Source organism: Myroides sp. TSA_177.3 (assembly GCF_052691955.1).
Map to the genome: position 1 here is coordinate 75,490 of NZ_JBQZGD010000008.1, position 13,022 is coordinate 88,511.

10 protein-coding genes are annotated in these 13,022 nt (G+C 36.6%); 2 read left to right on the forward strand and 8 right to left on the reverse strand.

What is annotated here, in order from left to right:
• The first annotated feature begins 20 nt into the window (after positions 1 to 20).
• Entirely contained in the window at positions 21 to 446 is a 426-nt protein-coding gene (locus ACUTSE_RS09655; protein WP_002990514.1) for a hypothetical protein, read from the forward strand.
• 82 nt (positions 447 to 528) lie between these two features.
• Here the strand turns inward: ACUTSE_RS09655 and carB are convergent, their stop codons facing one another.
• The 7 genes from carB to ACUTSE_RS09690 form a co-directional block, all read right to left on the reverse strand.
• A complete protein-coding gene (gene carB / locus ACUTSE_RS09660; RefSeq protein WP_445640068.1) occupies positions 529 to 3,381 on the reverse strand; it encodes a carbamoyl-phosphate synthase large subunit in 2,853 nt (950 codons plus the stop codon).
• A gap of 145 nt (positions 3,382 to 3,526) precedes the next feature.
• Positions 3,527 to 3,688, reverse strand: a complete 162-nt coding sequence (gene rpmH / locus ACUTSE_RS09665; RefSeq protein ID WP_002990519.1) for a 50S ribosomal protein L34 — start codon at positions 3,686 to 3,688, stop codon at positions 3,527 to 3,529.
• 350 nt (positions 3,689 to 4,038) lie between these two features.
• Positions 4,039 to 4,671, reverse strand: coding sequence for a response regulator transcription factor (locus tag ACUTSE_RS09670; RefSeq protein WP_002990521.1), 633 nt, complete (start codon positions 4,669 to 4,671; stop codon positions 4,039 to 4,041).
• A 3-nt stretch (positions 4,672 to 4,674) separates the two neighbouring features.
• A complete protein-coding gene (locus tag ACUTSE_RS09675) occupies positions 4,675 to 6,924 on the reverse strand; it encodes a histidine kinase (protein ID WP_445640069.1) in 2,250 nt (749 codons plus the stop codon).
• Positions 6,925 to 6,954: 30 nt separating this feature from the next.
• Positions 6,955 to 7,551, reverse strand: coding sequence for a hypothetical protein (locus tag ACUTSE_RS09680; protein ID WP_445640070.1), 597 nt, complete (start codon positions 7,549 to 7,551; stop codon positions 6,955 to 6,957).
• Between the two features lie 94 nt (positions 7,552 to 7,645).
• Positions 7,646 to 8,119 (reverse strand): SgcJ/EcaC family oxidoreductase, encoded by a 474-nt coding sequence (locus ACUTSE_RS09685; RefSeq protein WP_445640071.1) that lies wholly within the window; start codon positions 8,117 to 8,119, stop codon positions 7,646 to 7,648.
• Positions 8,120 to 8,181: 62 nt separating this feature from the next.
• Entirely contained in the window at positions 8,182 to 9,423 is a 1,242-nt protein-coding gene (locus ACUTSE_RS09690) for an ABC transporter permease (RefSeq protein WP_445640072.1), read from the reverse strand.
• Between the two features lie 1,336 nt (positions 9,424 to 10,759).
• Between ACUTSE_RS09690 and hisS the strand changes: the two genes are divergently transcribed.
• Positions 10,760 to 12,130, forward strand: coding sequence for a histidine--tRNA ligase (gene hisS / locus ACUTSE_RS09695; RefSeq protein ID WP_445640073.1), 1,371 nt, complete (start codon positions 10,760 to 10,762; stop codon positions 12,128 to 12,130).
• 71 nt (positions 12,131 to 12,201) lie between these two features.
• Here hisS and ACUTSE_RS09700 read toward each other — a convergent pair whose 3' ends face one another.
• Positions 12,202 to 12,921 carry a S24 family peptidase gene (locus ACUTSE_RS09700; protein WP_445640074.1) on the reverse strand — a complete coding sequence of 240 codons (720 nt, stop codon included), beginning with the start codon at positions 12,919 to 12,921 and terminating at the stop codon, positions 12,202 to 12,204.
• Positions 12,922 to 13,022 lie beyond the last annotated feature (101 nt).

Genomic DNA, 13,022 nt, shown 5'->3' on the forward strand with positions numbered 1-13,022 from the left:
CAAAAATAAAAGCAAAAGATATGAAAGATAGTATTATTTTTAGTTGTCAGAAATTACTTATAGGAGGATTATTTCTTTTAGTAAGTAATACTTATGGACAAGAAAAACCAACAACTAATCAAGTGATTGAAGAGGTGGTAATTACTACAGATGCTCAAGATTTGGAAGGAAAGGTGTGGGATATGGGCTTGTATTATTATTGTAAATTTACTCGAGATGATGAGCGAAAAGCAGTTATAGATGGTTATATCAGATTGACTCCTACTCGAATAGAAGAAATTAGAAGAAGAGCTTCAAGAGAACACAATGTAGCTGAAAAAGATGTAACAATAATTAGTGGAAGTGACAGAAAAGAGTATGGAGCCTATGATGTTTGTGTTGGAGGAACTAAATATTCTTATATTCGAAAAGGAACTGTATATACATACTATAAAAAAGTGAAGTAGGATAGTTTTAGTTTAAGACTTAACGATGCTTCAATTAATGGAATAAAAAAATCCCGCTTCATTTTGAAGCGGGATTTTGTATTTATTTACTTAAGTACATTTTTCTACGAGAATAGATTTCATAGAATTGATCATCTCTTAAGTTGTCGATGAATAAGATACTTTCTCCGGTTGATTTCATCTCTGGGCCTAAAGCTTTATTCACATTTCTAAACTTATTGAAAGAGAATACAGGTGTTTTGATTGCATATCCTTTCAACTGTGGATTGAATGTAAAGTCAGTTACTTTGTTTTCACCTAACATTACTTTAGTCGCATAGTTTACATAAGGCTCTCCGTATGCTTTTGCAATAAATGGAACCGTTCTAGAAGCTCTTGGATTCGCTTCGATGATGTAAACGATATCGTCTTTAATTGCAAACTGAATGTTGATTAAACCTACAGTTTGTAAAGCAACGGCAATCTTTCTTGTATGATCTTTGATTTGATTTAATACAAATTCCCCTAAGTTGAACGGTGGTAACATTGCGTGACTATCTCCAGAGTGAACTCCACATGGCTCAATGTGCTCCATGATTCCGATAATATACACATTTTCACCATCGCAAATTGCATCTGCTTCTGCTTCGATTGCTCCATCTAAATAGTGGTCAAGTAAAAGCGAGTTACCAGGAATTTGGTTTAATAAATCAATAACGTGTTCTTCTAATTCTTTTTTGTTGATGACAATTTTCATCCCTTGTCCTCCCAATACATACGATGGACGAACTAATAATGGGAAGTCTAATTGATCTGCTAACTGCAACGCTTGGTCTGCTGTTTTAGCAACTCCGAATTGAGGGAATGGAATTTTAAGATCTTCTAATAAAGTAGAAAAACGTCCACGATCTTCAGCTAAATCTAAAGCGTCAAAGCTTGTTCCGAAAATCTTAATTCCGTGACGGTGTAATTTCTCTGCTAATTTTAAAGCCGTTTGACCTCCAAGCTGAACGATTACTCCTTCTGGTTTCTCATGACGGATGATGTCGTAAATGTGCTCCCAGAATACAGGCTCGAAGTACAATTTGTTTGCTGTATCAAAATCTGTAGAAACAGTTTCTGGGTTACAGTTAATCATAATTGTTTCATATCCTGCTTCTTCAGCAGCTAATACACCGTGTACACAAGAGTAGTCAAACTCAATTCCTTGACCAATTCGGTTAGGCCCTGATCCTAATACAACTACTTTTTTCTTCTCTGTTACAACACTTTCATTTGAAACATATCTTGTTCCATCTGCTTTTTGGATATCAGCCTCAAAAGTAGAGTAGTAGTAAGGTGTTTTTGCTGGGAATTCAGCCGCACAAGTATCCACTAATTTGAATACGCGTTGAATGTCCATTTTATCTCTTAAATCGTGAACTTGACTTTCCAATGTTTTCAACATATGGGCAATTTGTCTATCAGCAAACCCTTTTTGTTTTGCTTCTAACAACAAATCTTTAGGTAAAGTTTCGATTGTATAAGTTGAAATTTCTTTTTCTAATAGGTAAAGCTCTTCGTATTGTTTTAAGAACCACATGTCGATTTTTGTAATCTCATGGATTCTACTTAATGGAATACCATGCTGAATCGCATCATAGATTACAAAAACACGATCCCAACTAGCATGCGTTAGTTTTTCGATGATTTGATCGTAGTTTGTATATCCTTTTCCATCCGCACCTAAACCATTGCGTTTAATCTCTAACGATTGAGTAGCTTTGTGTAGTGCTTCTTGGAATGAACGTCCAATTCCCATTACTTCTCCTACAGATTTCATTTGTAATCCTAAGGTTCTATCAGCTCCTTCGAATTTATCAAAGTTCCAACGTGGGATTTTTACAATTACATAGTCTAACGTCGGCTCGAATAAAGCAGAAGTAGATTTTGTAATTTGGTTTTGCAATTCATCTAAGGTATAACCTAACGCTAATTTTGTAGCAATTTTAGCAATTGGATATCCCGTAGCTTTAGAAGCTAAAGCAGATGAACGAGAAACACGAGGGTTGATTTCGATGGCAACGATATCTTCTTTTTCATCTGGTGATACGGCAAATTGTACGTTACAACCTCCAGCGAAGTTTCCAATGCTGCGCATCATCTTGATCGATAAGTCACGCATTTTTTGGAACGTTCTGTCAGATAAAGTCATCGCAGGCGCAACAGTGATACTATCTCCCGTATGGATTCCCATTGGGTCCATATTTTCGATGGTACAGATGATAACTACGTTGTCATTTTTATCGCGTAATAACTCTAATTCGTATTCTTTCCATCCCAATAAAGCTTTGTCAATTAAAACTTCGTGGATTGGAGAAGCCTCTAAACCTCTAGTTAATAAATCGTCGAAATCTTCTGCATGGTGTACAAAAGCAGCACCAGTACCTCCTAAAGTAAATGAAGGACGAATAACTAAAGGAAAACCGAATTCTTGTGCGATTTCTTTTCCTTGAAGGTAAGAAGTAGCTGTTCTTGCTGGAGCAGCAGGCACATCAATACGCTCTAGTAATTGTTTGAATTGTTCGCGGTCTTCTGTGATATTAATAGCGTTAATATCTACACCAATTAAACGAACACCAAAGTCTGCCCAAATTCCCTTTTCATCACATTCCAGACATAAGTTTAGAGCTGTTTGTCCTCCCATAGTCGGTAATACAGCATCAATTTCTGGATGAGCAACTAGAATTTCAATAATTGAACGTGCAGTTAATGGCTTTAGATAAATATGATCCGCCATAGAAGGGTCGGTCATAATTGTTGCGGGGTTCGAGTTAACTAAGATAACTTTAATTCCCTCTTCTCTTAATGATCTTGCTGACTGTGAACCTGAATAATCAAATTCGCAAGCTTGTCCGATGATGATTGGTCCCGAACCAATGATTAAAACGGTCTTGATAGAAGTGTCTTTAGGCATTTTCTTGTGTTGTTTATTTTGTACTACTTTGTTTAAAAAAAGTAAGTATAGTGTGTGTGATTGTATTGTGATGCTTCCGACAAAGTATAAAAAAAGGCGTTACTACCAAATGAGTAACACCTTTATTTATATTTTAATCAAAACATTAATGTTTATGTTTTGTTTCACAAGAAACAGTTAATTTATGTCTTCCTTTAGCTCTTCTAGCAGCTAATACTTTTCTACCGTTAGGAGTAGACATTCTTTCCATGAAACCATGTTTGTTTCTTCTTTTTCTATTTGAAGGTTGAAACGTTCTCTTGCTCATTGCGTTTATCTTTAAATCTTAGTATTTTACTTTTCAAAAAATTCAGCTTTGATATACTTGCGCCAAAACCGAGTGCAAATATATAAAGTCATTTGATTCTTACAAAGTCTTTTTGTAAAATATTTTTAGAAACTTGCGATTTGAACTCATTTAATCCCTATTTCTAAGGATAAAACAACAAGTTATTCTATCAAAGATAAGAAAAATATTTTTTTTAAGGCGGAAAAACAGTGTTTTGTAGCGCATAAAACTGTTTTTTCTGTTAAGAAAATTAAAAATCTTTTTTACTGCCAAAAAAAAGAGTCAACTTATCCAGCTTCCTTGATTATTTATCTTGTTATCAATCTTGTTTATGCTTTTTTAATCAAACCATATTCAATGGCTAGCGTAATCACAGAACTTAGATTGGACGTTTGAAATTTTTCAATCAAATTCTTGCGGTGGCTATCTACGGTATGTGTACTGATAAACAAACGATCCGCAATTTGTTGTGTCGTTAATCCTTGCGCTGCTTCCACTAAAACTTCTTTTTCACGTCGTGTTAGCTTTGGAATCGTATTCAGCCCGTTTTTATTTTTCTTCTCCAAGACGACTTGCGTTTGGGAACACAAAAAGGTCTGCTGGTTATACACAGCATAAATTCCCTGTACAATTTCATCGACAGAAGCATTTTTCTGAATATAGCCCGAAGCCCCTTCTTGTAGGGAACTATTGATTACCGCATATTCATTGTGTACACTCAACATGATGATCTGCATCTCAGGATGTTTTTTCTTCAACGGTTTGATCCAATCCAAACTATTGATGTCCTCTAAATTAATATCGAGTAATAAAATGTGAATGGGATTCTTTTTTAATCCTTTTTGCAAGGTATCTATAGAGGGATAACAACCAGTTACCTGAATGTTTTCCTGCTTGTTTAAGATGTTTTTTAATCCTTCTAATAGCAAAGGATGGTCGTCTGTCAGCGCTACTTTTATCATGGGTTATTGTTTTGGGAATTGAAAATCGATACTTGTTCCAAGGTTTAATTCTGAGTGAATGTGCAACTCTCCTTTGAGGAATTGTACCCTCGACTGAATGTTGTGCAATCCGGCGGATTGGGTTTGTTGGGCTTGGGTTAACTCAAAACCACAACCGTCATCTTCAATGGTAACCATATAGGAATTCTCGTTTTCAACAAGTTGTATAATAATTTGTTGTGGATTTGCATGTTTTAAGGCATTGTTAACCAATTCTTGAATGATGCGATAAACCAACAATTGTTTGTCTTGCTCCAAGGTTTGGGTATACCCCAAGAATTGAACATTAATATCCAATTGATCGGTAGACATGCGATTGGCGTATTCTTTTAGTGCCTCTTCTAATCCGTATTTGAGCAGTAAATCAGGCATCAGATTATGAGCTACACGTCTTAGTTCATCTACTGCATTATCCAGATGCTCAATTGATTTTGTCATTTCTATTTTGTTGGCATCTGTGATTTTGTGGTGTAGGGTACTCAATTGAATCTTCGTTCCAGAGAGTAATCCTCCTAAACCATCGTGTAAATCTCGAGCCAAACGCGCTCGCTCTTGTTCCTGCCCATCCAATAAAGCCGTTAACGTGGCAATTTTAGCATGCTGCTTTTCTTTTTCCAATGCTAGATTATAGAGCTCTTTTTGTTGATTCATACTCTTTGTACGTTGTTTGTACACATAGAGCAGTACAAAAAGAAGGATTGCAAACACCAACGCTAAGGCTAAAAAGTACGAATTGACCTTTTCTTGATAGGACAATGTTTTCTTGAAGTGTTGAATATCCAACAACTTGTTGTCATTTTCCAACTGAGACAATTTTAATGCTTGTGCGTGTGTCTCCGTTTCCAGCTGACTGATTTCTAGTTTTTTTCGCTGATTCTCCTCGGATAACTTTAAATTCTCCAATTCTTGTTGCTGTTGTAACCCCAAGGTTTTCATCAGCCGAATTTGCTGCTCTTTTTTCTCTGAGGCCAACTGCAGGGTTAACAGCTGTTGTTTCTGCTGCTCTTTTTCATATTGTGCTTCTAGGCGTCTACTAATTTCGAGCTTATCCTGGTTGTAAATGGATTGATAGGTTTGCAGGTAAAGCTTGTGAAAGTGAAGTGCTCCTAGGTAATTTTCTTCTGTTTCGTTGAGTTGAGCCAAACTTTCGTAAATAGAAAGCAAGGTGTTTTTATCTGGTAAATGCGTGCTATTAATCGCCGATAACGCTGAAAGCAAATAGGACGTAGCTGTTTTGGTCTTATTTTCTTGTAAGGCAATTTCAGCTAAAATCCCATAAGACGATGCTTGAAAGTTTATCTGATGCGTTTCTTGCGCTTGTTGTAAAGCGAGGTTGGCATAATAGGTGGCTTGTTCGTTGTATTGTTTGGGAAAGGCACGCAAATAAAGACTTGCTAAATTATTGGCCACAAAAGCTAAATCTGAACGAAAAGGAATAACTTCTCGATTGTTTTCATAGGTTTTGATGGCCTTTTTGTAGTAGTTTTCAGCTAAATCACGCGCATAAATATTGTTGGTGTTATGAGAAAACTCACTTTCGTACAAATACCCCATCATCATGTACGCATCGAAAAGTGCGTTGGGATTATTTTGTTGGATGGCAATATCCAACGTAAGCTTGCTGTACTTCTCTTGTAATTCGTAATCATCCCAACTTGCATATATGCTTGTCAGCTCTTTATATGCGGCAGATAAACGACTTAATTTAGTAGGTGATTGTGTCGCTTTTTCATAGAGCGAAATAGCAGTTAATAAGGATTGAACTGCTTTGGCTTCTTGATTATCGCGTACATAAATCCACCCTTGACAATAGTTGACATACGCCTTGATTTCATTATTTTCAATCTGTTGGGCATAGTCTAAGGCCTTTTTAATGGCTTTATTAGCTTCGCTGGTATTTTCATTCAATTGAGCATTCATCGCCAAAATAGCATAGAGATAGGCCGCATTGGTTTTGTCTCCTTGCTTTTCGGCGATGAGAATGTTCTCTTTTAACAATTGAGTGGCTTCTTGTTGTTTCTCTTGAAAAAAGAGCGCTTGCGCGTATTTTCCTACAACTTCAAAACGCGCAGGACTTCCCGCTACTGTTTTGTCGTATTGTTCTTTGTATGTCGTCAATATTTCTTGCCCATACAGTTGGTTGGATGTACAAAAGAGCAGCACACACCAAAAGAGTGAAACAAAAAATAAAGCAGATTTAGAAGAATAGAACATGTATAAGTAGTTAGGTACGCATAGCGTCCGTTATTTTTTAAATGTGATTCGAATTAAATGATGCTCGTCTGGGTCAATGGTATCGTTTAAATTGCGGTCTACTACAAAGTAAAGGTATAATTCGCCAATACGGTAGTTTTTCCATGCAATTTCATTTCCGTCAATGTTTACCCCATCAAGACTCCATTGGTAGATATCCCATTCTTTTTGCTGGCCAATTTTGTTGATTCGATGGTCGCTATTCGAAGCAAAATAGAGGTATTGATGTCCGTCTTCACTTAGCATAGGATAACCTTGACTTTTGCCAAAAGAAGCGGCAAATCCCGTTCCTGGGCTAAAAAATTCAATATCGTCAAAAGACATAGATTCGAAAGTATTCTCAAATTGACTGTTATCGGTTACTAAAGCCTTAGCAGCGTAAAATAACTCCTTTTTGTCTTGGTAGGGTTTGTTTAAAAACTCAAGGCTAAAACGCTCTGGTTTTAAAGTGATGTTTTGTGTTTTTTGATCAATAACAATTGTAGTATTCCCTTGTTTTATCAAGATGTTTTTTGTGGTAACTTCTTGTGCTTGTGTCAAGGTAAAAGTACCTAAGCTCAACGCTAAGGCTAATAATAGCTTCTTCATAGATAGAAAGATTGTTAGTTGATTACAAAAGTAGCGAATAAGGACTTTTGTTGTACTCCCTAAAAATAATGAGTTTGCGTTCTAAAAATGAAAATTAATCTTGCTTCTTCTTGAATTGACCATAATTGACTGCTTCAAAATTTCCATCTTCTTTTTTGATGAATGTTTTTTTTCCGCTTTGGACTTCTACATTTTGAGCGGCGATACAAAACCAAGTTTCTTCTATTTTTTGGACGACAAATAAAAAGAGGGTATTTCGAATTTGAGGGGTTTCACTTTCCGCTAAAGCGGTTTGATCGCTTAATCTTACACGGGCATGTACGGTAGCAATAGTATCAGATAAGTATCGGACTTTTGTACGTTTTATTTCCAGCTTGGAGTGGTTGAAAATAATGCGTAAACCATAGTCATGTGCTTGAAAGATAGCTTCTTTATTGTGCCACCATAATCCTGTAACATTGACAAAATCCGCATCTTCTATAAAAATAGCAGCTAATTGTTCTGCATCGTATTGATTCCATGCAGTAACAAATTGTTCCGCAATATGTTCAGGCAAAGTTCTGTTCATGTTGAGTTTTTTGTTATCGTATAAAAATACGCAGATTAGCTGTATTTATACTGCGAATTAACTTACTCGTAACGAAGTGCTTCTACTGGATCCAGTTTGGACGCTTTTATCGCAGGATATAAACCCGAAATAACAGCAACTACTAAGGTGGTAATGAAAGCGGCTAAGATAGCAGACCAGGGAATAGCAAAAGTAAAATGGAGAATAGACGTCATTAAATACGCCGTTCCAATTCCCAATATAGTGCCTAGTAATCCACCCAATTGACCAATGATAAGAGTTTCCGTAAAGAATTGTTGGGCAATGGTTTTTCGTTTGGCTCCCAAAGATTTGCGGATACCAATTTCTTTGGTTCGCTCTGTGACCGAAACGAGCATGATATTCATCAGTGCAATAGATGAACCTAAAATAGTAATCATTCCTATAAGCCAAGCAGCAATGTTTAACATGCCAATTTGCTTTTCTAAGGAGCGAAGCATATCATCACTGCGCTCAATACCAAAATTAGAATCATTCACTACGGCTAAGTTTCTACTGATGCGAAAATCAAGGGTAGCTTGATCAATGGCTTGATTCAATAAGCCTTCTTGTTGAATTCCTACTTTGATGGTATAATTGATATTGGCTGTATTGAATATATTACGAGCAATTTGAATCGGAATAAACACGCGTTGGTCTTCATTTTGACCAAAGGTACTGCCTTGCTCCTTGAGGATTCCAACAATCTTAAATTTATACCCTCGAATAGAAATTACTTGATCGATAGGGGATTGCTCTTTAAACATGTTTTTTGAAAAATCTGACCCCACGACACAAACGAAGTGATTGTTTTTGCAATCTGTATAACTCAATCCACGTCCATTATTGATGAGTAAACCACTGTTGGAGAGGTAATTTTCATCGCAACCCACAATACTGATTTCGGGATCTGTTTTTACATAATCATTTTTGATTTCAATATTAGTAGCCGCATTAAAAGAAAGGGATACTGCCGAAAAAGGATAGCTGTAGCGTTCCTTGAAATCAAGGGCTTGTGCATAGGTAATTGGTGGATTTTCTACTTGATTGGATTGATTTTTCGCTATTCTTCCAGCAGTATCATATTGACTAATTGTAAAAGTATTCGCCCCCATAGAAGAGAAATCAGCTAAAATGGTGTTTTTTAACGCACTTACAACGGATAAAATACCAACAAGCGCCCATATACCAATAGCAATGATAAACACCGTAATAAAGGTGCGTAGGAGTTGACTTTTAATACTCGTCGTTGCGATTTTGATATTCTCAAGTGTTATTTTCCACATACTGTATGAGTAGCTAGAGTGAAGCAAATGTTACACGTAAAGATAGGAATTTTTGAGAAGGTGAGAAGGTGAGAGGGTGAGAGGGTGAGAGGGTGAGGCGATGAGATGTAAAATCCTGTAGTGGCAAATGGTAATTTGCCAAATAACAAGATAAATTATAAAAAAAAGACGATGCTTTCTGTGTCAGTATGACATACTGAGTAGATTGACTGGAATAACTAGGCGAAGTAACAAATAGCATATTTCCCTTTTAATGGGTTAGACTTTAATTGAAAACCTAACCCAAACTGTATTTTGAACTTACATACTTGCAGATATAGTGTTTTTTCCTTCGACATTTCTTGGAGTATCCTTGGAGTTTACTAGGAAAAAGGGTGTTTTTGTCGAAGGAATGTCGAAGGAATGTCGAAGGAATGTCGAAGGAATGTCGAAGGAATGTCGAAGGAATGTCGAAGGAATGTCGAAGGAATGTCGAAGGAATGTCGAAGGAATGTCGAAGGAATGTCCAAGAATACTCCACGGATACTCCAAGAATACTCCACGGAAGGACTATATAAGTATGGAGAGAAGAAATCGAAACGCAGTGTAGGAGCATCGAACACCGAAATAAATATAAACTCTGTGAGATAAAGTGAAAAAGGGAGAGAGGTGAATTTTCGATTAAAACAGAGTTCCTTCTTTCATCGATAAACCTTACGACTTCACAAAAAAGCAAAAAAGCGATTTCACAAAAAACAGATCTCACAAAGTACAGTTGCGTGAGCGCTGGATGCGACCCTTCCTGCGTCAGGGAGACATACTATTCGTGAGCGCGATAGGACTGGTAATTCCTTATAAAAAAGGAATAAACCTTCTATTTCTGCTAATCTTGCTACTTCACAAAAAACAAACCTCACAAAGCACAGTTGCGTGAGCGCTGGATGCGACCCTTCCTGCGTCAGGGAGACATATTATTCGTGAGCGCGATAGGACTAGTAATTCCTTATAAAAAGGTATAAACCTTCTATCTCAGCTAATCTTACGACTTCACAAAAAAGCAAAAAAGCGATTTCACAAAAAAACAGACCTCACAAAGCACAGTTGCGTGAGCGCTGGATGCGACCCTTCCTGCGTCAGGGAGACATACTATTCGTGAGCGCGATAGGACTAGTAATTCCTTATAAAAAAGGTATAAACCTTCTATCTCAGCTAATCTTGCAACTTCACAAAGCACAAACCTCACAAATAACAAAAAACAAACCTCACAAAGAACAAAGCACAAACCCCCACTCTTCTCCCATATCTAATTAAAAATACTTATTTTTGTAGCATTAGATAATTTGAAAATTAATTGAAAATGGCAAAGAAACCAGGTATTCCAAAAGGGACAAGAGATTTTTCTTCGATTGAAGTAGCAAGAAGACAGTACATTATGCAAACAATCCGTCATCATTTTGAGCATTTTGGTTTCCATCCTATTGAAACACCTTCCTTTGAGAATTTAGAGACTCTGATGGGGAAATATGGAGAAGAAGGAGATCGATTGGTTTTTAAAATACTAAATTCAGGAGATTTCTTGAGTAAAGTAGATGAGGCACTTTTAGCAGATAAAAACAGCTTGAAGTTGACGAATCAAATTTCAGAAAAAGCCTTGCGTTATGACTTAACCGTGCCTTTTGCGCGTTATGTCGTAATGCACCAGAATGAGTTAGATTTTCCATTTAAGCGTTACCAAATGCAGCCTGTTTGGCGTGCGGACCGCCCTCAAAAAGGAAGATATAGAGAGTTTTATCAGTGTGATGCCGATGTGGTTGGTTCAAAATCACTGTGGCAAGAAGTGGAATTAGTTTTACTTTATGATCGCGTATTTTCGGCATTGGGTCTTCATGGGGTAACAATTAAATTAAACAACAGAAAGATATTAGCAGGTATTGCTGAGGTAATCGGTGCAAGTGATAAGTTGATTGACTTTACCGTTGCGTTAGATAAATTAGACAAGATCGGTGAAGATGGAGTGAAGAAAGAAATGATGGAGAAAGGTATCGAAGCTGCGGCTATTGAGAAAGTTCAACCGTTATTTAACTTCACAGGAAGTTTTGAAGAGAAAATTGAAAAATTAGGTCAATTATTAGCTGAATCTGAGCAAGGAACAAAAGGAGTAGAAGAATTAGCTTTTGTTGGTAAAGAGATTGCTCAAATCGGATTATCAACAGCTACTTTGAATTTAGATGTGACTTTAGCGCGTGGTTTAAACTACTATACAGGAGCTATTTTTGAAATCGGAGCACCTGCAACGGTTCAAATGGGTTCTATTGGTGGTGGTGGACGATATGATGACTTAACGGGCATCTTCGGATTGAAAGATGTAAGTGGAGTTGGAATTTCGTTTGGATTAGATCGTATTTACTTGGTAATGGAAGAGTTGGATTTATTCCCAGCAACAGTAAATGCTTCCTCTCGTGTGATGTTTTTGAATCTAGGAGAAGAAGAGATGAGTTATGCTATGAAAGCTGTAGCTCAATTGAGAGATGCGGGAATTAAAACAGAAATCTATCCCGATAAAGCTAAAATGGGAAAACAGTTTCAATTCGCCGATAAGAAAAGCATACCATTTGCTGTATTAGCGGGTAGTGAAGAAATTCAACACCAAAAGTATACAGTGAAGAATCTAGCTTCAGGAGAACAACAAACGGTAAGTTTAGAAGAATTAAAAACAATGGTACAATAAAAAGGACCTGATCAAATAGCAAAAGGAGTAATAAACCACGTTTATTACTCCTTTTTTGTTGGCTATATTTTTTAATTGTGAATTCGGATAGAAGCACGTACAAGCGCCATAGCTGCGATTTTATTTAGGGGAATGTCTTTATCCTGGTGATGTTGATTCTGGCTCACTAATCGCACATAAGCCTCTCCTTTTTCTGATTTCTGAAGAAACTTTATCGTTTTGTAGGTTGAATGATCGTCAATATAGATGGATAAGATGTAAATCTCACCAAAGAAAATATTGTTGATATCAACATCCACTTTCTTAAAAGCAACAATATCACCTGCTTTTAATAAAGGGTACATCGAATCTCCTGTGGCATAGAGTGCCCCATCAACACTTGGAAGATTGGGAACACTTAAATAATCGACAATAAACTCATCGTCAAAATCCCCGTTGGATTTTGGCAATAACCCCATGGTTGCCATAGAATTAAATAGAGGGATTTTCTGAAAGTCTTTGATGGGATCCGCTGTTTTTCGGAAAGATACAGTGGGTTCCGCAATGAGGTCGTCTGCTTGACCATTATTCTCTTTTAGCATTTGACCCTCACCTGTGATTAGCCATTCTAAATTTAAATCACTATAAGTCGCGATTATTTTCGCTGCAAAAATATCAGAAACGGCAGAATTTAATTTATCTGCGTCTAAAAATCCTCGTTTTATAGCGGTACTTCTCAAGAATTCACTAATACTAATTCCTTTGTAATCAATATATTGTAGTATTCTTTCCTTTGTTGTTACTATATTCATCGCAAAATTATTTGTTTTTTACTAAAATTGTCGCATATTTGTCTTGTACAAGAAGATCAAACCTAAAAGCGAGTAAATATATGGAAAAAATCAACACCACA

Bases quoted from the DNA above. Each gene is read 5' to 3' on its own strand.
- ACUTSE_RS09655 (WP_002990514.1), top strand. From the start codon at position 21: ATGAAAGATAGTATTATTTTTAGTTGTCAGAAATTACTTATAGGAGGA.
- carB (WP_445640068.1), bottom strand. From the start codon at position 3,381: ATGCCTAAAGACACTTCTATCAAGACCGTTTTAATCATTGGTTCGGGA.
- hisS (WP_445640073.1), top strand. From the start codon at position 10,760: ATGGCAAAGAAACCAGGTATTCCAAAAGGGACAAGAGATTTTTCTTCG.
- ACUTSE_RS09675 (WP_445640069.1), bottom strand. From the start codon at position 6,924: ATGTTCTATTCTTCTAAATCTGCTTTATTTTTTGTTTCACTCTTTTGG.
- ACUTSE_RS09670 (WP_002990521.1), bottom strand. From the start codon at position 4,671: ATGATAAAAGTAGCGCTGACAGACGACCATCCTTTGCTATTAGAAGGA.
- ACUTSE_RS09685 (WP_445640071.1), bottom strand. From the start codon at position 8,119: ATGAACAGAACTTTGCCTGAACATATTGCGGAACAATTTGTTACTGCA.
- ACUTSE_RS09690 (WP_445640072.1), bottom strand. From the start codon at position 9,423: ATGTGGAAAATAACACTTGAGAATATCAAAATCGCAACGACGAGTATT.
- ACUTSE_RS09680 (WP_445640070.1), bottom strand. From the start codon at position 7,551: ATGAAGAAGCTATTATTAGCCTTAGCGTTGAGCTTAGGTACTTTTACC.
- ACUTSE_RS09700 (WP_445640074.1), bottom strand. From the start codon at position 12,921: ATGAATATAGTAACAACAAAGGAAAGAATACTACAATATATTGATTAC.
- rpmH (WP_002990519.1), bottom strand. From the start codon at position 3,688: ATGAGCAAGAGAACGTTTCAACCTTCAAATAGAAAAAGAAGAAACAAA.